Here is a 17,820-nt window from a genome sequence, read left to right as displayed (position 1 = left end):
AAACGACTTAAGCCAAAATCTTTGCAACCACGCCGGCGCCAACAGTACGGCCACCTTCACGGATCGCAAAACGTAAACCTTCTTCCATCGCGATAGGAGCGATGAGTTTTACGGTAATAGTTACGTTATCACCAGGCATAACCATTTCTTTGTCTTTTGGCAACTCGATTGAACCAGTTACGTCCGTTGTACGGAAGTAGAACTGTGGACGATAGTTGTTAAAGAATGGAGTATGACGGCCACCTTCATCTTTACCCAAGATGTAAACCTCGGCTGTAAAGTGAGTATGTGGGGTGATTGAACCTGGCTTAGCCAATACTTGGCCGCGCTCAACTTCTTCACGTTTTGTACCGCGTAACAAGATACCAACGTTATCGCCTGCTTGACCTTGGTCGAGCAATTTGCGGAACATTTCAACACCAGTACAAGTTGTCTTGAGTGTTGGTTTGATACCGATGATTTCGATCTCTTCACCAACCTTAACGATACCGCGCTCGATACGGCCTGTTACAACAGTACCGCGACCGGAGATAGAGAACACGTCTTCTACTGGCATCAAGAACGCGCCGTCAACAGCACGCTCTGGAGTTGGGATATATGTATCGAGTGCTTCAGCCAATTTCATGATGGCTTCTTTACCCAATTTGCCTTCGTCGCCTTCAAGGGCTAACTTAGCAGAACCTTGGATGATTGGTGTGTCATCGCCAGGGAAGTTGTACTTAGATAGAAGCTCACGAACTTCCATTTCAACTAACTCGAGCAATTCAGCGTCATCAACCATGTCGCACTTGTTGAGGAAAACTACGATGTAAGGAACACCAACTTGGCGTGCCAAGAGGATGTGCTCACGAGTTTGTGGCATTGGGCCGTCAGCAGCAGAGCAAACTAAGATTGCGCCGTCCATCTGAGCAGCACCAGTAATCATGTTCTTAACGTAGTCAGCATGTCCTGGGCAGTCAACGTGAGCGTAGTGACGGTTAGCTGTCTCGTACTCAACGTGTGCTGTGTTAATCGTAATACCACGTGCTTTTTCTTCAGGAGCAGCATCGATCTGATCGTATGCTTTTGCTTCGCCACCGAATGCTTTAGAAAGCACGGTTGCGATTGCTGCTGTCAATGTGGTTTTACCGTGGTCAACGTGACCGATGGTGCCTACGTTTACGTGCGGTTTTGTCCGCTCGAACTTTTCTTTTGCCATTTTTAATCTGCCTTTAGTTAACTCTTAAACCAAACACGAAATACACAATTAATAAAATCAAACATGGTGCCCATGGGCAGGATCGAACTGCCGACCTCTCCCTTACCAAGGGAGTGCTCTACCACTGAGCCACATGGGCGTAATCTAATGCAACAAATTCTGGAGCGGGATAAGAGAATCGAACTCTTGACCGAAGATTGGAAATCTGCTGTTTTACCATTAAACTAATCCCGCACATCTGGTGGAGGGGGTAGGATTCGAACCTACGTAGGCGTAGCCAACAGATTTACAGTCTGCCTCCTTTAGCCGCTCGGACACCCCTCCGCGAACCCAATATTCTGACTCCAAATGGAGTTTCTGTCAATCTCTCTAAACGCTTTGCACAAGTAAAAACGCCCAGACCTAAAAGGGTCTGGGCGTCGCATTGGTGCCCGGCAGTTACCTACTTTCACACGGGTAATCCGCACTATCATCGGCGTAGAATCGTTTCACTGTCCTGTTCGGGATGGGAAGGAGTGGTTCCAATTCGCTATGGTCACCGGGCGTAGAGGGTTGAGTTGCTGATTAAATCAACAACTCCATTTGAGTAAGCATGTAATAAGGATGCAGATTAAATCTGGCAAACATCCAACACAATAGTGCTGGTTATAGGATCAAGCCTAACGGGCAATTAGTATCGGTTAGCTTAATGCATTACTGCACTTCCACACCCGACCTATCAACGTTGTGGTCTTCAACGACCCTTTATGTAGGTTAAACCTACGGGAGATCTCATCTTCAGGCAAGTTTCCCGCTTAGATGCTTTCAGCGGTTATCTCTTCCATTCATAGCTACCCTGCGATGCTTCTGGCGAAACAACAGGTACACCAGCGGAATGTCCACTCCGGTCCTCTCGTACTAGGAGCAGCCCCCGTCAAATCTCCAACGCCCATGGCAGATAGGGACCAAACTGTCTCACGACGTTTTAAACCCAGCTCACGTACCTCTTTAAATGGCGAACAGCCATACCCTTGGGACCGGCTACAGCCCCAGGATGAGATGAGCCGACATCGAGGTGCCAAACACCGCCGTCGATATGAACTCTTGGGCGGTATCAGCCTGTTATCCCCAGAGTACCTTTTATCCGTTGAGCGATGGCCCTTCCATACAGAACCACCGGATCACTATGACCTGCTTTCGCACCTGCTCGACTTGTCGGTCTCGCAGTTAAGCACGCTTTTGCCATTGCACTTTAGGTACGATGTCCGACCGTACCAAGCGTACCTTCGTACTCCTCCGTTACACTTTGGGAGGAGACCGCCCCAGTCAAACTGCCTACCATGCACTGTTCCCGACCCGGATAACGGGCCAAGGTTAGAACCTCAAATAAATCAGGGTGGTATTTCAAGGTTGGCTCCAACAGAACTAGCATCCTGTTATCAACGCCTCCCACCTATCCTACACAGACCGATTCAAAGTCCAATGCAAAGCTACAGTAAAGGTTCATGGGGTCTTTCCGTCTAGCCACGGGTAGATTGCATCATCACAAACATTTCAACTTCGCTGAGTCTCAGGAGGAGACAGTGTGGCCATCGTTACGCCATTCGTGCAGGTCGGAACTTACCCGACAAGGAATTTCGCTACCTTAGGACCGTTATAGTTACGGCCGCCGTTTACTGGGACTTCAATCAAGAGCTTGCACCCCATCATTTAATCTTCCAGCACCGGGCAGGCGTCACACCCTATACGTCCACTTTCGTGTTTGCAGAGTGCTGTGTTTTTATTAAACAGTCGCAGCCACCTTTTTATTGCAACCCTTTCGTCCTTCCGTTGTTCACGGTCAAACTACAAGGGCGCACCTTATCCCGAAGTTACGGTGCAAATTTGCCGAGTTCCTTCTCCTGAGTTCTCTCAAGCGCCTTAGAATACTCATCTCGCCCACCTGTGTCGGTTTGCGGTACGGTCTTGTTAGACTGAAGCTTAGAGGCTTTTCTTGGAACCACTTCCAATTGCTTCGCGAATAAATTCGCTCGTCTCACGCCCTTGAATTACGCTACCGGATTTACCTAATAGCCATCTCCAACGCAAGAACCGGGACTTCCAACACCCGGACAACTTTCCGCGATCCGTCCCCCCATCGCATCTAACAATGGTCAAGGAATATTAACCTTGTTCCCATCAGCTACGCATCTCTGCCTCGCCTTAGGGGCCGACTCACCCTGTTCCGATGAACGTTGAACAGGAAACCTTGGGCTTACGGCGAGGGGGCTTTTCACCCCCTTTATCGCTACTCATGTCAGCATTCGCACTTCTGATACCTCCAGCATCCTTTACAAGACACCTTCACAGGCTTACAGAACGCTCTCCTACCATCACATTACTGTGATCCGCAGCTTCGGTTATATGCTTAGCCCCGTTACATCTTCCGCGCAGGACGACTCGATCAGTGAGCTATTACGCTTTCTTTAAAGGATGGCTGCTTCTAAGCCAACCTCCTGACTGTTTTAGCCTTCCCACTTCGTTTCCCACTTAGCATATATTAGGGACCTTAGCTGGCGGTCTGGGTTGTTTCCCTCTTGACACCGGACGTTAGCACCCGATGTCTGTCTCCCGTGCTTGCACTTGTAGGTATTCGGAGTTTGCTATGGCGCAGTAATCCGCAATGGACCCCACTACCATGACAGTGCTCTACCCCCTACAGTGATACACGAGGCACTACCTAAATAGTTTTCGGAGAGAACCAGCTATTTCCAGTTTTGTTTAGCCTTTCACCCCTATCCACAGCTCATCCCCTAACTTTTCAACGTTAGTGGGTTCGGTCCTCCAGTACGTGTTACCGCACCTTCAACCTGGCCATGGATAGATCAACTGGTTTCGGGTCTACACCCAGCAACTAGCGCCCTATTCGGACTCGCTTTCGCTACGCCTTCCCTATTCGGTTAAGCTTGCTACTGAATGTAAGTCGCTGACCCATTATACAAAAGGTACGCAGTCACCCCTTACGAGGCTCCTACTGTTTGTATGCACACAATTTCAGGATCTATTTCACTCCCCTCCCGGGGTTCTTTTCGCCTTTCCCTCACGGTACTTGTTCACTATCGGTCGATTACGAGTATTTAGCCTTGGAGGATGGTCCCCCCATATTCAGACAGGATTTCACGTGTCCCGCCCTACTTGTCTCTAGCCTAGTACCACCCAATAATTTTCACATACGGGACTATCACCCTTTATTGTTGGACTTTCCATTCCATTCTGTTAATTACTGAGCTATCACTAGAAGGCTCTTCCCATTTCGCTCGCCACTACTTTGGGAATCTCGGTTGATGTCTTTTCCTCTTGCTACTTAGATGTTTCAGTTCACAAGGTTCGCTTCTCATACCCTATGTATTCAGGTATGGATACCACAAAAGTGGTGGGTTTCCCCATTCAGAAATCCCCGGATCAAAGCTTATTTACCAGCTCCCCGGGGCTTATCGCAGGTTATAACGTCTTTCGTCGCCTGTAATCGCCAAGGCATCCATCATGTGCACTTATTCACTTGATCCTATAACGAGCACCATTGCTAGTACCTGTTACAGGTTTTACTTCTACTTCTGACATGTTTGCCGTAATCCAAACTGTAAGTACTTTGTTAAGAACTTGGTAAAACTCGTTTGTATTACTGATTGATGATTCAATCTTTACCCTTATTACATTGTCAAATGTCCTCTCAAAGAAACATTTGACACTTTGCTTACTCAAATTTTTAAAGAACAGCCATAAATGGCAAAACTAAACAATCGTTAAATCGCTTAGTTTTGACATTTAGATGATGGTGGAGGATGACGGGATCGAACCGACGACCCCCTGCTTGCAAAGCAGGTGCTCTCCCAGCTGAGCTAATCCCCCAACGTCCCACTAAGTCTTGTTTCTGGCTGGTGGTGGGTCTGGTAGGACTCGAACCTACGACCCCTGCGTTATCAACACAGTGCTCTAACCAGCTGAGCTACAGACCCGTGGCTTTTATTGTCAACCGATAAGTGTGGGCACTATAGATCCAGCATCTTTTCTCTAGAAAGGAGGTGATCCAGCCGCACCTTCCGATACGGCTACCTTGTTACGACTTTACCCCAGTCATGAACCCTGCCGTGGCAGTCGCCCTCCTTGCGGTTAGGCTAACGGCTTCTGGCAAAACCCACTCCCATGGTATGACGGGCGGTGTGTACAAGACCCGGGAACGTATTCACCGCGACATTCTGATCCGCGATTACTAGCGATTCCAGCTTCACGTAGTCGAGTTGCAGACTACGATCCGGACTACGATGCATTTTCTGAGATTAGCTCCCCCTCGCGGGTTGGCAACCCTCTGTATGCACCATTGTATGACGTGTGAAGCCCTACCCATAAGGGCCATGAGGACTTGACGTCATCCCCACCTTCCTCCGGTTTGTCACCGGCAGTCTCTTTAGAGTGCTCTTGCGTAGCAACTAAAGACAAGGGTTGCGCTCGTTGCGGGACTTAACCCAACATCTCACGACACGAGCTGACGACAGCCATGCAGCACCTGTGTTCACTTTCTCTTACGAGCACCTAATGTATCTCTACTTCGTTAGTGACATGTCAAGGGTAGGTAAGGTTTTTCGCGTTGCATCGAATTAATCCACATCATCCACCGCTTGTGCGGGTCCCCGTCAATTCCTTTGAGTTTTAATCTTGCGACCGTACTCCCCAGGCGGCTGACTTCACGCGTTAGCTACGTTACTCAGGATGTAAATCCCGAACAACTAGTCAGCATCGTTTAGGGCGTGGACTACCAGGGTATCTAATCCTGTTTGCTCCCCACGCTTTCGTGCATGAGCGTCAGTGTTATCCCAGGGGGCTGCCTTCGCCATTGGTATTCCTCCACATATCTACGCATTTCACTGCTACACGTGGAATTCTACCCCCCTCTGACACACTCTAGCTATACAGTCACAGGCGCCATTCCCAGGTTAAGCCCGGGGATTTCACGCCTGTCTTGTATAACCGCCTGCGCACGCTTTACGCCCAGTAATTCCGATTAACGCTCGCACCCTACGTATTACCGCGGCTGCTGGCACGTAGTTAGCCGGTGCTTATTCTTCAGGTACCGTCATTCCCGGACTGTGTTAGAGCCGGTGTTTCTTCCCTGACAAAAGAGCTTTACAACCCGAAGGCCTTCTTCACTCACGCGGCATTGCTGGATCAGGGTTGCCCCCATTGTCCAAAATTCCCCACTGCTGCCTCCCGTAGGAGTCTGGGCCGTGTCTCAGTCCCAGTGTGGCTGATCGTCCTCTCAGACCAGCTACTGATCGTCGCCTTGGTGGGCTTTTACCCCACCAACAAGCTAATCAGGCATCGGCCGCTCTAATCGCGCGAGGTCTTTCGATCCCCCGCTTTCCCCCTCAGGGCGTATGCGGTATTAGCACAGCTTTCGCTGCGTTATCCCCCACGATAAGGTACGTTCCGATGTATTACTCACCCGTTCGCCACTCGCCACCAGGTGCAAGCACCCGTGCTGCCGTTCGACTTGCATGTGTAAGGCATGCCGCCAGCGTTCAATCTGAGCCAGGATCAAACTCTTCAGTTCAATTCCTGTGATCCTTGCGGATCGTCGCACTCATTCAAGAAATTGACTTGGTAATAAAACCAAATCTTTTTACTGTCTATGAGTACTATTTATTTACATCTGTCCCGAAGGACTGGATGCTTTCACTTAGTACCCACAATTATCGGTTGACTAATTTTTAAAGAGGGCTGACTTGTTTCTTGTTTCAAAAAACATTCAGCAGAGAGGTGAGACTATATCCCACTTTTTTAGGGTCGTCAACACCTTTCGTAGTCTTTTTCCTAAAAAAGGCAGGGTTTTTTCCTAGATTAAAAATTAATTCAATAAAAACAATTACTTATCTTTTAAAAAAATTTTAAACTTTTTTCTTAAATTTCTGGTTTTTTGATAATTTTGGGTGAGCCCAACCAATTGAGCCCCTTTTTTCTACGTTTTTATAGCGTTAAAGCCACACTCTAAGGGAAAACCCTGAATTTTTCCCCTGTTTCTGTTAAAATATTGCTATGCACAATAAAAAAGCGATTAATCACTTACCTGTCAAGCCATATACGGCAGGGCAGGCTGTGCCCGTCCGCGAACTTCATGCCGGGTATCGTCAGGAAATATTAGATCATTTACTTCAACTAAATGAAGAAGATAGACGCCTTCGTTTCGGCACCCAAACACCGGATGAGGTCATTGCGCACTATGTAGAGTGCCTTGATTTCAATAGGGACGTGCTTTTTGGTGTGTTTGATCTTGACCTCAAGCTGATTGGCATGGCCCATTTGGCTTATTTGCCCGAGATTAAGGGTCAGGCACGCGCTGCTGAATTTGGTGTTTCCGTATTGCCAGAAGGCCGTGCCCAGGGCCTTGGAACCGCTTTATTACAACGCTCAGCGGTTCATTCGCGCAATACTCGTATTGAAACGCTCTATGTTCATTGCCTATCTAACAACAAGGCCATGATGCATTTGGCACAAAAGGCCGGCATGCGCGTTGAATATGCTTATGGCGATGCTGATGCCTACCTCACGTTACCGCCAGCAAGCCCAGCAACCATCGTTGAAGAAGCTGCAAACGAACAATGGGCAGACTTAGATTACGCTTTAAAAGAAGGCCTCAAACGCTCCAATCAAGCGTGGTGGTGGCTCTTAGGCAGACCGGGAATGGCTCGTTAATTACCGATTGGGGCGCCACGCAATACCCAGCGCGCCAATAAAGATAAATCTGCGTCACTTAATTTGCTATTCGCAGGCATGGGTACAACACCCCAAGAACCTGCACCGCCTTTAGCAATTTTGTTTTTTAAAAAACTTTGTGCGTCAGATTGATTCTGATATTTCTGCGCAACAGATTGAAAACTGGGTCCAACGATCTTTTTGTTCGTTGCATGACAACCTAAACATGCGTTTTGCTTTGCGAGCGCATAGGCCTTGCTATCAACTTCATCAGCATGAGCGAGTGCGATACCAAAAAAGAAAATGGCGACTACAAAAATACTTCTTGCATGTCGCCAAAAACAAATCATCATCGGATTTTCTAAAACGCTTTACTGAAATTTTGGCGGGGAGCTTGGCTGTGATTCATCTGCCTTGCCTTGTTTTTCTAGACGATTTTTTTCTGCCTCAGAAATGATGTCAAAGTATGCATAAACATCTTTTACGCCATTGGTGTTGCTCGCAATTTTCTTCGCCATATCAGCTTCGCCTTGCGTCAAGATGCCCATCAAATAAACGCTAGTTCCCTCAGCAATAATTGCCATTGAGTTGGATGGTAATTTTTCTGTAAATAGCATTTGCGTTTTAATCTTTGACTCTAGATAAGAATCATTGGCGCGTGACGTGTAACTACTGTTAGGTCCAACTATTAATTCATTAAATACTGTGCGCGCATTCTTCATTGACTTCAAGTATGCGTCTGCCTCTCCTTTGATATCAGCATCCTTTACTTCACCCGTCAGCAAAACCTTTTGATTAAATGAGGTGACATTAATGTGTGCGTTATCGCCAAAGCGTTTTGCTAAAGCATTCTCAGCCTCAAGCTCGATTCCCTTGTCAATGGCCTGTACGGCTGGGGTGCGACGATCGGTAGCAACAGTGGCGGTTGCAGCAACACCACCAACAGCAAGCACACCACAAGCGGTGAGTTGCGAAGCAATAACTACAGCAACAATTAACTTAATGAGTGAAGAAATTTGCATTAGATATTTTTTAAAGTGGGTTAAGGGAGAATTAATCCAACAAGATGTGGTCAACACCATCACAAAGCGCGTGAAGTAAAACCAAATGTGTTTCTTGAATACGAGCAGTACGAGTTGATGGGGCGCACAAATGAACGTCATCCTTATCCAACAGTTGCGCAATCTTGCCGCCGCCATTACCAGTCAACGCGATGATTTTGATGCCCATCTTTTTCGCTGCTTCAATTGCCCTAATAACGTTCTTCGAATTTCCTGAGGTAGAAATTCCTAACAGGATGTCGCCTTTTTTTCCAAGGCCACGAACTTGTTTACTGAACACCTCGTCATAGCTGTAATCATTTCCAACGGCAGTCAAAATCGAGCTGTCTGTTGTTAATGCAATAGCGGCCAGTTCTTGGCGCTCTCTTTCAAATCGCCCAATAAGTTCTGCTGCAAAGTGCTGCGCATCGGCAGCTGAGCCGCCATTTCCGCAAGCCATCACCTTGCCGCCCGCACGCAAACAATCCACCATTGCAAGCACGCCCTGTGCCACCAATTCTGGAAGAATTTTTTCAGCCTCTTGCTTGACGGCAATGCTATCTAAAAAATGCTGGGAAGCGCGCTGGCGCAATCGTTCAGTAGTATTTTTTTCCATAGCAATATTATGCGCCAAACACCGCATCGCTTGTAGTGGGGCAGGCCTACATTAAAAGCAACGTATTCTCTTGCTTATTCACCAATCTTGCATAGACAATACCCCCATGGAAATAGGCTCATTAGATTTTTTAAAGCAGCAAGATTTGCCGGCTGGAGCCCTATATATGGTGGCTACACCGATTGGCAACCTGGGTGATATAACTCTTCGCGGCCTTCATATTCTTGACGCAGTAGATGGTATAGCCTGCGAAGACACGCGTCATAGCGTGGCACTATTGCAGCAATTTGGCCTACATAAAAAATGTGTAGCCCTGCACGAACACAATGAACTAGAGGGCGCTCAGGCGGTCATACAACGACTTGCCAATAATGAGCGCTGGGCATACATTTCCGATGCAGGAACCCCTGGCGTTTCAGACCCAGGAGCCCGCCTGGTTAATGCGGTGCAAAAAGCGGGTTTTAGAGTTATTCCGATTCCCGGGGCAAGCGCTGTGTCATGCGCCATCTCCGCGTCAGGATCTGTGATGTTAGATTCGGATGGGCGCTTTCAATTCTTAGGGTTTTGGCCCAACAAAAGCAAAGAGTGCGATGCCATTCTTCAAGATATTTCGAGCAGCAAAAAAACGAGCGTCTTTTTTGAATCTCCTCATCACATTCGCGACACTCTACTATCGCTGGGCTCAACACTAGAACCCACGCGTACAGTATTAGTGTGTCGTGAGTTAACCAAAAAATTTGAGCAATTGGTTTCACTCCAAGCATCTGAAATTGCCGCTTGGCTAGATAATGCAGAAAGCCTTAAAGGTGAATTCGTGATTGTTGTTGCTGGCCGCCCAGCCAGCAGTGACGAGGCTCCCGAACATGCCTCACTTCTATTGTGGGCAAATGCCTTGAGCCCCTTTCTTGGCAGCAAAGAAATTGCTACAGTTCTTTCGCAGACACTGGGTCTTTCCAAAAAAGAAGCGTATCAAATTGCCTTAGATGCAAAAAGTTCTGACGACAAGAAATAAAAAGCTGGCATGTAGCCAGCTTTTTATTGCGTTACTTTTTTATTTCGCTGCGGCAGGAGCTTTAGGCTCTGGCAGTTTTCCACCCGCGCCATTTGCCATATAAACCACTGCACGACCTAACTCATAATCGCTCACATCGGCAGGGCTTGCACCGCCACGCGCTGGCATTGCGCCTTTTCCTTTGAGTACGGATGTCAGCAATCCATCGTAACCTTTGCCCAAGCGTGGAGCCCATGCGCCTGCATCACCAAATTTCGGAGCGCCTGCCGCACCAGAAGCGTGGCATGAAGAACAAACCGCCTTATAAACTTGCTCACCTGTCTGCAACTCTTTTGGTGCGCTAGCATCTTTGAAATTTAACTGGGCTACTGGCTTAATCAATTGCTCGGTCGTAGTAGTTGAATCGCCACGCTTGCCATTGTTAACAAACACCATTAACAACAAAATAATGATGAGTGGCACAAAGAAGCTTGCAAACACCATGATGATGAGTTGTTTTGGGGACTTAATTAGATTTCCGTGCTCTTCGCTCATAGGACTTTTATCGTTAGACGGGTTTTAGGGTTGGTTTGCCGTGATTATAACTAGAGAGTAGGGTTATAGGCACTTACAATAGCAAGGTAGCCAGATTTTCTACTGGCGCCCGTAGCTCAGTGGATAGAGTATTGGCCTCCGAAGCCAAGGGTCGCAGGTTCGATTCCTGCCGGGCGCGCCAAAACAGAGGGGGTTTTTGACTTACATCATGCACAAAATCATTAAAACAGCTATCATTTGCACCTAACTTATTGATTCTTATCGTGTCTACACATCTAAATTCAGCCCTTTCAGAGCCATCCCTGACCAATCCTTTGCCACCTGAGGCACCGTTGCCTCACCGGAAAATTATCCGAAGCTGGCTAATTCCTATGACGCAAGGCGAAACTGGCCGCGCAATCATGCTCTTAGCGATTGATGCCTTTTTATGGCTTGGCTGTATTGCAGGAACTGTATTTGCAGAAAGCATTCTGCTCAAAATTATCTTTGGCCTGATTGCAGGCTTTGTAACTGGTCGCATCTTTATTTTGGGTCATGATGCATGTCACCAAAGCTACACACCCAATCGTGAGCTCAATAAAGTTTTAGGCCGCATCGCATTCTTGCCATCACTCACACCATACAGTTTGTGGGATGTTGGTCACAACGTGGTTCACCATGGCCAAACCAATTTAAAAGGTTTTGATTTCGTTTGGGCGCCATTTTCAAAATCTGAATATGACGCGCTTCCCCCATGGCGTAAGGCTCTAGAGCGCTTATATCGTAGCGGCTGGGGCCCTGTTTTCTACTACCTCATTGAAATTTGGTGGAGGCGCGAGTACTTCCCAAATGCCCAAAACAAACCTGGCGATCGCCCAATCTTCTTAAAAGACAACTTGCTGGTTACTGCATTTGCAATTGTTTGGATTGGCTGCTTAATTGCTGGCGCTATTGCAACTGGTCAATCTATTTGGATTGGACTGCTCACAGGTTTTGCTGTTCCTTTCCTGTTTTGGAACGGCATGATTGGTTTCGTGGTCTACGTCCATCACACCCATCCAAAGGTTTCTTGGTACGACAAGAAATCTGAATGGTTGCGTGCGCAGCCATTTGTGTCAACAACGGTTCATCTGACTTTTAACTGGATTTGGGGCAAATTAATGCACCACATCATGGAGCACACAGCCCACCACGTAGACATGAGCGTGCCGCTGTATCGACTGCCAGAAGCCCAACAGACCCTGGAAACCATCCTTCCAGAGCGTATTTTTGTGCAAAAGTTCTCTTGGGGCTGGTATTTCGATACTGCCCGCAAGTGCAAGCTTTATGACTTCGAAAACAAGGCTTGGCTCGATTTTGATGGCAATAAGACAGCAGATTCAGTACGAGTTGTGCTGAGCCCAGCTCCAGCGGGACAAAACGGGTAAAATAGATCTTCTGTATAAGATTTGCCTTACCCGGATTGCCCATGACTACCTCGACTCCAGCAGCTACCCAAGAAACCTCTCAGAGCCTGAAATTTTGCTCTTCTTGCAGTCGCGAAAAACGACTTGAGGGTGGCACATGGATTCCGACAAGCAATCGCAAACAACGCTGGATCTGCGCCAGCTGTTTATATAACCGTACACATCGTACCGGTTCAGCAAAAACCTAATTTCAGAGTAGTAAAAGTTTTAAGCGCCATCCCCGACATAGGGATTGGTTTTTCGCTCCTGGCCAAACGTCGACATTGGTCCATGACCCGGAACGAATTGCACATCGTCGCCTAAGGGCCATAACTTTGATTTGATCGCATTAATTAAGTCTGCGTGATTGCCGCGCGGAAAATCTGTTCTGCCAATCGAGCCAGCAAATAGGACATCGCCAACAATCGCGAGCCGATCTTCTTTATCAAAAAATACGACATGACCAGGAGTGTGGCCAGGACAGTGGAATACCTCAAGATCCACATTGCCAACCTGCACATGATCGCCATTATTTAACCAGCGATCGGGCTCAAAAACTTTGGCATGTCCAAAACCAAAGCGAACTGTTTGCTCAGGCAATTGATCAATCCAGAAACGCTCATCTTCCTGAGGTCCCTCAATAGGCACGCCTAACTGATCAGCCAAATCTTTAGCAGCTGCGCAATGATCTAGGTGGCCATGTGTCAGTAAGATTTTTTTAACCCTGCCGCACATCTGCTCAACGCCTGCAAGGATCTTTTCAATATCCCCGCCCGGGTCCACTACAGCAGCATCTCCGGTTTCTTGGCAAACCAAAATAGAGCAGTTTTGCTCATAAGGCGTAACAGGGACTATTCCTAATTTGATTGGCATATTTGGACGGTGTACGAGTTAATTATTTAACAAGCCTCTAGTGTATGAGACTAGGCATAAAATAATCTCAAAGGATAAACAATGAACACTCAAGATACTTTTAAATTTGCTGAAACCCATGAATGGGCCGACCTTGAAGGTGATGGCTTAGTGTGGGTTGGCATTAGCAACCATGCACAAGAGGCGCTTGGTGATGTGATGTTTTTTCAGGCGCCTAAGCTTGGTCAACAAGTAAAGCAAGGCGAAGCCATCGCCGTCATTGAATCAGTAAAGGCTGCAAGTGATATTCATGCGCCTGTAAGTGGTGAAATTATTGCGCTCAATGAAGAGGTGGATGCCTCTCCTGAGATTGTGAATGAGAAGCCTTATGGTGTATGGCTATTCAAAATCAAACCTAGCTCTGAAGAAAATCTTGCTGCTGAATTAAATCAACTCCTAAGCCCAGAAAGCTATCAGTCGGGCCCTGGCGCGTAGTCATTAGATTGAAATAGGGTCGCGCTCAATGAGCCAACGAATGCGACCCTCTTTACTAATGCGCCCTTGGGATTGATCACGCAAATAATGGTCTATCGCCTCTAGAATTTCCTGCAAGTCCTTGCGTTCGTCCGACTCAACCAATAGTTGAGCACGCTCTGTGCCTGCGACTCGCATGACTGGTTTGGGAACCGGGTCATAGACTCTAAGTCCTTTATTTATAAGGCCTCGGGCCTTAATATACCCCTTTAGTCCACTCAAAAACTGAATTGCTTTATCCAGATTTTTTGCTTCGGCATGAATAAGGGCTTGATAGGCAAAAGGCGGCAATCCCGCCTCTTTTCTTTCATTTGCAGTAAACGATAGAAAGCCATCTACGTCGTGACGTAGTAAAAACTGGAAAACAGCCGCCTCTGGAAATTGAGTTTCTATATAAATTGCGCCGCCTATTTCACCGTCTTTATTTGAACGTCCAGCACGCCCTGCAACTTGGACCAATTGTGCAAATAATCTTTCTGCAGCTCTAAAGTCTTGCGAGAACAACCTGCTATCCGCGTCTAAAACAGCAACCAAGCCAATATTTTGATAGTCATGGCCCTTTGCAATCATCTGAGTTCCAACAACGATATCGACGTTACCCTCATGTATCTCCTGAAATAACTCTTCGGCCCCTTTGCTTTTTCTGCTGGAGTCTGTGTCGACTCTTAGCACCCTTGCACCAGGCCACATTTCTTCAATAGAGTCCTCAATCTTTTGGGTGCCTTGCCCCAAGGTTTTCATATCCGCATTTCCACAATCAGGGCAATAATTTGGAATAGCCTTTACCAAGCCGCAGTGATGGCAGCTTAATACCGACTTCCGACCCAATGCACCTGCCTTATGGAGCACCATGTATGAAGTGCATTGCTCACACTTTGAAAGCCATGAACACGCGCCACAACTGAGGACCGGCGCATAGCCGCGCCGGTTAATGAGAATCAAGCTTTGTTCTTTGGAGGCAAGACTCTTGCTGACCGCATTGGCTAGCGTTTTAGTAATCAAACTTTTTGATTGGGGCTTCTCGCTATCGCCTGGACTAAATTGGGTTTGTGGATCACGCGTATTAATTAAATGCACTTTGGGCAAACTTGCGCCCTGTGCGCGTTGATCCAGGCGAATATATTCATAGCGTCCTGCTTTAGCGGCCATCCAAGTTTCAAGTGATGGAGTTGCTGAAGCAAGCAAGATTGGAATTTTTAAATCGTGGGCGCGCCAGATCGCCAGATCTCGTGCGGAGTAACGAATACCATCTTGTTGTTTATAGGAAGGATCATTTTCTTCATCAACAACAATCGCACGCAGATTGGGCAAAGGTGTTAATGCTGCCAAACGTGTTCCCAAAATAATTTGAGCCTTGCCCGTCAACGCGTCATGCCAAGCGATACCTCTCACTTTTTCACTCACTCCGCTGTGAAGTACCACCATTTTTTTATCTGGAAAATAGGCTCTAACTCTGCGCTCTAATTGCGGCGTGAGATTAATTTCGGGTACTAAAAGCAGCACTTGCGCATTCGCGTCCTCCAAAATTCCACTGAGCCAATTTAAAAATACAGCAGTCTTTCCACTGCCAGTTTGGCCTTGTAGGAGAATTGCTTTAAATGCATCTGCGGGACATGTCCGAAGTTTTTCCAAGGCAAGTTTTTGCCCTTCGTTCAAATTGCCTTCATCTATGAATCCTTCGCTTGATCCCTGCAGGCTCTTATTCTTTTTCTTTTCTGCATCAGTTGCCAATTTCTTGGGAATCTTTTCCCAGTCGTCTGGCTTTTTCCACATCGCCGGGATAGTGGGGATGATAGTTTCCCCAAGGGCATGAATGTAGTACTGGCTAGCAAAATTCATTAGCCTTAAAACTGCCTGATCCAATGGGGGAAGGGGGGCAACCCGCGTTACGCTCTTTAACTTTTCAATCTCATAATCAGAGTGAGTGCTTACTTTTACTACCATGCCAATAAGATAGCTACGCCCAAAAGGCACCTCTACTATTGTTCCAAGCTCTGGCACGGCTCCGAGCATATCTTTGTCCCACAAGTAGTCAAAGCCCTGCGCAAGGGGCTTATCAACGACGACCTGAACAACGATTGGAGTGAGCATGTGTTACTTCAAATTTCTATTTAGCTTGTGGATAAGTCTGTGGATATCATCCAAGGATTCTGATTTATAAGCTAATTTATCAGCTTTCTTTTTTTGCACCCTTTTAAAGCTTTTTAGTTAATTTGTATATTAATCAACTATTTACAGTGATATGCGAAAGTGAATTTTCACATTTAATCGCAATCTCACTGAATTTCGAAATTTGTCACTAACTGTGCATAACTTTCGCTAAAAATTCCAGCGGCAAGTTAGCAGTCACTCAGTATTAAGACTTGGTCCTGAGAGCCCTCGACCTGGAAATCACTGCCTCAGCAAGGGCCGTGACGCTTTCTGGCGGGGTGAACTGAGAAATGCCGTGACCCAAGTTAAAGACGTGGCCGTCTAAAGGATGCAAACCAGTTTTAAGGGCTGGAGCGCTCGCCAAATCTTCCAGAAGAAGGTTTGCTTGCTCAGCGATTTGTTTTGGCTCTGCAAACAGAATAAGCGGGTCTAAATTGCCTTGCAATGCCAAAGGCTTGTCGATGGCAAGTAATTGTTTTCTAGCGCGACTGAGCGACATAGTCCAGTCCAGAGCAATCACATCAGCACCAACTTGCGCCATATCATTCAACCAAATTGCACCGCCTTTGGTAAACATGATCACCGGAATTTTTCGTCCTTCATGCTCACGTGGCAACAAAGCAATCACTTTTTGCATCGAAGCTAAAGACATCTTTTGATACCAACCATCCGGAAGCATTCCGCCCCAGGTATCAAAAATCATCAATGCTTGCGCACCTGCTTTTACTTGTTCAATTAAATAATCAGCAACAGATTGTGCATTGATATCCAAGATATGCTGCATCAAGTCAGGGCGACTAAACATCATGGTTTTGGCATGACGGAAATCATCCGCACTGGAACCATCCACCATATAGCAAGCCAACGTCCATGGACTTCCAGAGAAGCCAATCAAAGGAACGCGCTGCTTGCCATCCTGAATAAGTGCCTTACGAATTTCCGAAACTGCATCAAAAACATATTTGAGCTGATCCATATCAGCCACACGCAATTTCTTAACCGCTTCCTCTGTGCGAAGGGGATGATCAAAGCTTGGGCCTTCGCCGGCAGTAAATTTGAGCCCCAATCCCATTGCATCAGGAATAGTCAAAATATCGGAGAACAAAATTGCTGCATCCAATGGATAGCGATCCAAAGGCTGAAGAGTTACTTCAGTGGCGTAAGCAGGTGTTTTTGCTAGGCCTAAAAAGCTTCCAGCTCTAGCACGAGTAGCGTTGTATTCAGGGAGATATCGGCCGGCTTGGCGCATGAGCCAAAGCGGTGTTTGATCAACCGCTTCGCCCAGGCAGGCCTTTAAAAACCGATCATTTAACAGCAAGGAGATGACCGGCTATTACTTTTTACGACGGAAACGAGCAATTGCAGCCAACTGTGCGGCTGCCATTGCAAACTCAGATTGGGCCAAAGCCAAATCAAAGTCTGTGCCACGATTTTGCATAGCCTCTTCAGCGCGTTTCTTGGCTTCAATAGCTTTAGCTTCATCGAGATCATGGCCGCGAATAGCGGTGTCCGCTAATACGGTAACGCGATCTGGCTGAACTTCTAAATAGCCACCTGCTACGAAAACAAACTCTTCGTCACCGTCAGCTTTTTCAATGCGAACTGAGCCTGGACGAATACGTGTAATCAAAGGAGTGTGGCCGCGCAAAATGCCGAGCTCACCACTTTCGCCAGGAAGCGCAACAAACTTGGCTTCCCCGCTGAAAATAGACTGCTCAGCACTTACTACATCGACGCGTATGGTTGACATAATT

At 47.1% G+C, this 17,820-nt stretch carries 14 protein-coding genes, 6 tRNA genes and 3 rRNA genes; 6 read left to right on the top strand and 17 right to left on the bottom strand.

Features of this window, described 5'->3' with window-relative positions; all coding sequences use genetic code 11:
- Positions 1 to 7: 7 nt before the first annotated feature.
- From tuf to C2745_RS00190, 9 genes are all read right to left on the bottom strand, one after another.
- The gene (gene tuf / locus C2745_RS00230) at positions 8 to 1,198 is read right to left on the bottom strand and encodes an elongation factor Tu (protein ID WP_128112926.1); all 1,191 of its coding nucleotides are present in this window, start codon (positions 1,196 to 1,198) and stop codon (positions 8 to 10) included.
- Between the two features lie 64 nt (positions 1,199 to 1,262).
- A tRNA-Thr gene (locus C2745_RS00225) sits at positions 1,263 to 1,337 on the bottom strand.
- 21 nt (positions 1,338 to 1,358) lie between these two features.
- A tRNA-Gly gene (locus tag C2745_RS00220) sits at positions 1,359 to 1,432 on the bottom strand.
- Positions 1,433 to 1,437: 5 nt separating this feature from the next.
- Positions 1,438 to 1,522: transfer RNA gene (locus C2745_RS00215), tRNA-Tyr, on the bottom strand.
- A gap of 105 nt (positions 1,523 to 1,627) precedes the next feature.
- A 5S ribosomal RNA gene (rrf, locus tag C2745_RS00210) occupies positions 1,628 to 1,741 on the bottom strand.
- A 106-nt stretch (positions 1,742 to 1,847) separates the two neighbouring features.
- Positions 1,848 to 4,721, bottom strand: a 23S ribosomal RNA gene (locus C2745_RS00205).
- A gap of 268 nt (positions 4,722 to 4,989) precedes the next feature.
- Positions 4,990 to 5,065 (bottom strand) — tRNA-Ala (locus tag C2745_RS00200).
- A 30-nt stretch (positions 5,066 to 5,095) separates the two neighbouring features.
- A tRNA-Ile gene (locus C2745_RS00195) sits at positions 5,096 to 5,172 on the bottom strand.
- Positions 5,173 to 5,231: 59 nt separating this feature from the next.
- A 16S ribosomal RNA gene (locus tag C2745_RS00190) occupies positions 5,232 to 6,764 on the bottom strand.
- Together the 16S, 23S and 5S rRNA genes with 5 tRNA genes alongside form the textbook arrangement of a ribosomal RNA operon.
- A gap of 482 nt (positions 6,765 to 7,246) precedes the next feature.
- On the opposite strand from C2745_RS00190, the gene C2745_RS00185 reads away from it, so the two are divergent.
- On the top strand, positions 7,247 to 7,903 hold the full coding sequence (locus C2745_RS00185; protein ID WP_215384391.1) for a GNAT family N-acetyltransferase: 657 nt from the start codon (positions 7,247 to 7,249) through the stop codon (positions 7,901 to 7,903).
- On the opposite strand, the gene C2745_RS00180 is transcribed toward C2745_RS00185, so the two are convergent.
- From C2745_RS00180 to C2745_RS00170, 3 genes are read right to left on the bottom strand one after another with little or no spacing between them, the layout of a single operon-like run.
- Entirely contained in the window at positions 7,900 to 8,256 is a 357-nt protein-coding gene (locus C2745_RS00180) for a c-type cytochrome (RefSeq protein ID WP_251368334.1), read from the bottom strand. The genes C2745_RS00185 and C2745_RS00180 overlap by 4 nt on opposite strands.
- Positions 8,257 to 8,274: 18 nt before the next feature.
- Positions 8,275 to 8,925 carry a BON domain-containing protein gene (locus C2745_RS00175; protein ID WP_215384390.1) on the bottom strand — a complete coding sequence of 217 codons (651 nt, stop codon included), beginning with the start codon at positions 8,923 to 8,925 and terminating at the stop codon, positions 8,275 to 8,277.
- Between the two features lie 31 nt (positions 8,926 to 8,956).
- A complete protein-coding gene (locus C2745_RS00170; RefSeq protein ID WP_128112924.1) occupies positions 8,957 to 9,559 on the bottom strand; it encodes a phosphoheptose isomerase in 603 nt (200 codons plus the stop codon).
- 106 nt (positions 9,560 to 9,665) lie between these two features.
- Here C2745_RS00170 and rsmI point away from each other — a divergent pair, with 106 nt between their 5' ends.
- Positions 9,666 to 10,571, top strand: coding sequence for a 16S rRNA (cytidine(1402)-2'-O)-methyltransferase (gene rsmI / locus C2745_RS00165; protein WP_215384389.1), 906 nt, complete (start codon positions 9,666 to 9,668; stop codon positions 10,569 to 10,571).
- Between the two features lie 39 nt (positions 10,572 to 10,610).
- Here rsmI and C2745_RS00160 read toward each other — a convergent pair whose 3' ends face one another.
- A complete protein-coding gene (locus C2745_RS00160; RefSeq protein WP_215384388.1) occupies positions 10,611 to 11,105 on the bottom strand; it encodes a cytochrome c5 family protein in 495 nt (164 codons plus the stop codon).
- A gap of 105 nt (positions 11,106 to 11,210) precedes the next feature.
- On the opposite strand from C2745_RS00160, the gene C2745_RS00155 reads away from it, so the two are divergent.
- The 3 genes from C2745_RS00155 to C2745_RS00145 all read left to right on the top strand — a co-directional run bounded on the left by C2745_RS00155 (position 11,211) and on the right by C2745_RS00145 (position 12,738).
- Positions 11,211 to 11,286, top strand: a tRNA-Arg gene (locus C2745_RS00155).
- A 70-nt stretch (positions 11,287 to 11,356) separates the two neighbouring features.
- The gene (locus tag C2745_RS00150; protein ID WP_251368333.1) at positions 11,357 to 12,511 is read left to right on the top strand and encodes a fatty acid desaturase; all 1,155 of its coding nucleotides are present in this window, start codon (positions 11,357 to 11,359) and stop codon (positions 12,509 to 12,511) included.
- A 41-nt stretch (positions 12,512 to 12,552) separates the two neighbouring features.
- A complete protein-coding gene (locus C2745_RS00145; RefSeq protein ID WP_041396810.1) occupies positions 12,553 to 12,738 on the top strand; it encodes a hypothetical protein in 186 nt (61 codons plus the stop codon).
- Between the two features lie 19 nt (positions 12,739 to 12,757).
- Here the strand turns inward: C2745_RS00145 and C2745_RS00140 are convergent, their stop codons facing one another.
- Positions 12,758 to 13,402 carry an MBL fold metallo-hydrolase gene (locus C2745_RS00140; protein WP_371742988.1) on the bottom strand — a complete coding sequence of 215 codons (645 nt, stop codon included), beginning with the start codon at positions 13,400 to 13,402 and terminating at the stop codon, positions 12,758 to 12,760.
- An 81-nt stretch (positions 13,403 to 13,483) separates the two neighbouring features.
- On the opposite strand from C2745_RS00140, the gene gcvH reads away from it, so the two are divergent.
- On the top strand, positions 13,484 to 13,876 hold the full coding sequence (gcvH, locus tag C2745_RS00135; RefSeq protein ID WP_215384386.1) for a glycine cleavage system protein GcvH: 393 nt from the start codon (positions 13,484 to 13,486) through the stop codon (positions 13,874 to 13,876).
- 3 nt (positions 13,877 to 13,879) lie between these two features.
- Here the strand turns inward: gcvH and priA are convergent, their stop codons facing one another.
- The 3 genes from priA to C2745_RS00120 all read right to left on the bottom strand — a co-directional run bounded on the left by priA (position 13,880) and on the right by C2745_RS00120 (position 17,816).
- Positions 13,880 to 16,006, bottom strand: coding sequence for a primosomal protein N' (gene priA, locus C2745_RS00130; protein ID WP_215384385.1), 2,127 nt, complete (start codon positions 16,004 to 16,006; stop codon positions 13,880 to 13,882).
- A gap of 265 nt (positions 16,007 to 16,271) precedes the next feature.
- Positions 16,272 to 17,390 carry a uroporphyrinogen decarboxylase gene (gene hemE, locus C2745_RS00125; RefSeq protein WP_215385530.1) on the bottom strand — a complete coding sequence of 373 codons (1,119 nt, stop codon included), beginning with the start codon at positions 17,388 to 17,390 and terminating at the stop codon, positions 16,272 to 16,274.
- Positions 17,391 to 17,399: 9 nt separating this feature from the next.
- Positions 17,400 to 17,816 carry a F0F1 ATP synthase subunit epsilon gene (locus C2745_RS00120; RefSeq protein ID WP_215321259.1) on the bottom strand — a complete coding sequence of 139 codons (417 nt, stop codon included), beginning with the start codon at positions 17,814 to 17,816 and terminating at the stop codon, positions 17,400 to 17,402.
- Positions 17,817 to 17,820: the final 4 nt, after the last annotated feature.

The organism is Polynucleobacter sp. AP-Kolm-20A-A1 (assembly GCF_018688315.1).
GTDB lineage: Bacteria > Pseudomonadota > Gammaproteobacteria > Burkholderiales > Burkholderiaceae > Polynucleobacter.
Note: the sequence above shows the minus strand (reverse complement) of the source record. Positions and strands in the feature narration are given on the sequence as shown.

What these genes read in the sequence shown, in the direction of transcription:
- C2745_RS00145 (WP_041396810.1), top strand. Translation starts at nt 12,553, where the DNA reads ATGACTACCTCGACTCCAGCAGCTACCCAAGAAACCTCTCAGAGCCTG.
- tuf (WP_128112926.1), bottom strand. Translation starts at nt 1,198, where the DNA reads ATGGCAAAAGAAAAGTTCGAGCGGACAAAACCGCACGTAAACGTAGGC.
- C2745_RS00170 (WP_128112924.1), bottom strand. Translation starts at nt 9,559, where the DNA reads ATGGAAAAAAATACTACTGAACGATTGCGCCAGCGCGCTTCCCAGCAT.
- C2745_RS00140 (WP_371742988.1), bottom strand. Translation starts at nt 13,402, where the DNA reads ATGCCAATCAAATTAGGAATAGTCCCTGTTACGCCTTATGAGCAAAAC.
- C2745_RS00160 (WP_215384388.1), bottom strand. Translation starts at nt 11,105, where the DNA reads ATGAGCGAAGAGCACGGAAATCTAATTAAGTCCCCAAAACAACTCATC.
- C2745_RS00175 (WP_215384390.1), bottom strand. Translation starts at nt 8,925, where the DNA reads ATGCAAATTTCTTCACTCATTAAGTTAATTGTTGCTGTAGTTATTGCT.
- C2745_RS00120 (WP_215321259.1), bottom strand. Translation starts at nt 17,816, where the DNA reads ATGTCAACCATACGCGTCGATGTAGTAAGTGCTGAGCAGTCTATTTTC.
- rsmI (WP_215384389.1), top strand. Translation starts at nt 9,666, where the DNA reads ATGGAAATAGGCTCATTAGATTTTTTAAAGCAGCAAGATTTGCCGGCT.
- priA (WP_215384385.1), bottom strand. Translation starts at nt 16,006, where the DNA reads ATGCTCACTCCAATCGTTGTTCAGGTCGTCGTTGATAAGCCCCTTGCG.
- C2745_RS00180 (WP_251368334.1), bottom strand. Translation starts at nt 8,256, where the DNA reads ATGATGATTTGTTTTTGGCGACATGCAAGAAGTATTTTTGTAGTCGCC.
- C2745_RS00185 (WP_215384391.1), top strand. Translation starts at nt 7,247, where the DNA reads ATGCACAATAAAAAAGCGATTAATCACTTACCTGTCAAGCCATATACG.
- gcvH (WP_215384386.1), top strand. Translation starts at nt 13,484, where the DNA reads ATGAACACTCAAGATACTTTTAAATTTGCTGAAACCCATGAATGGGCC.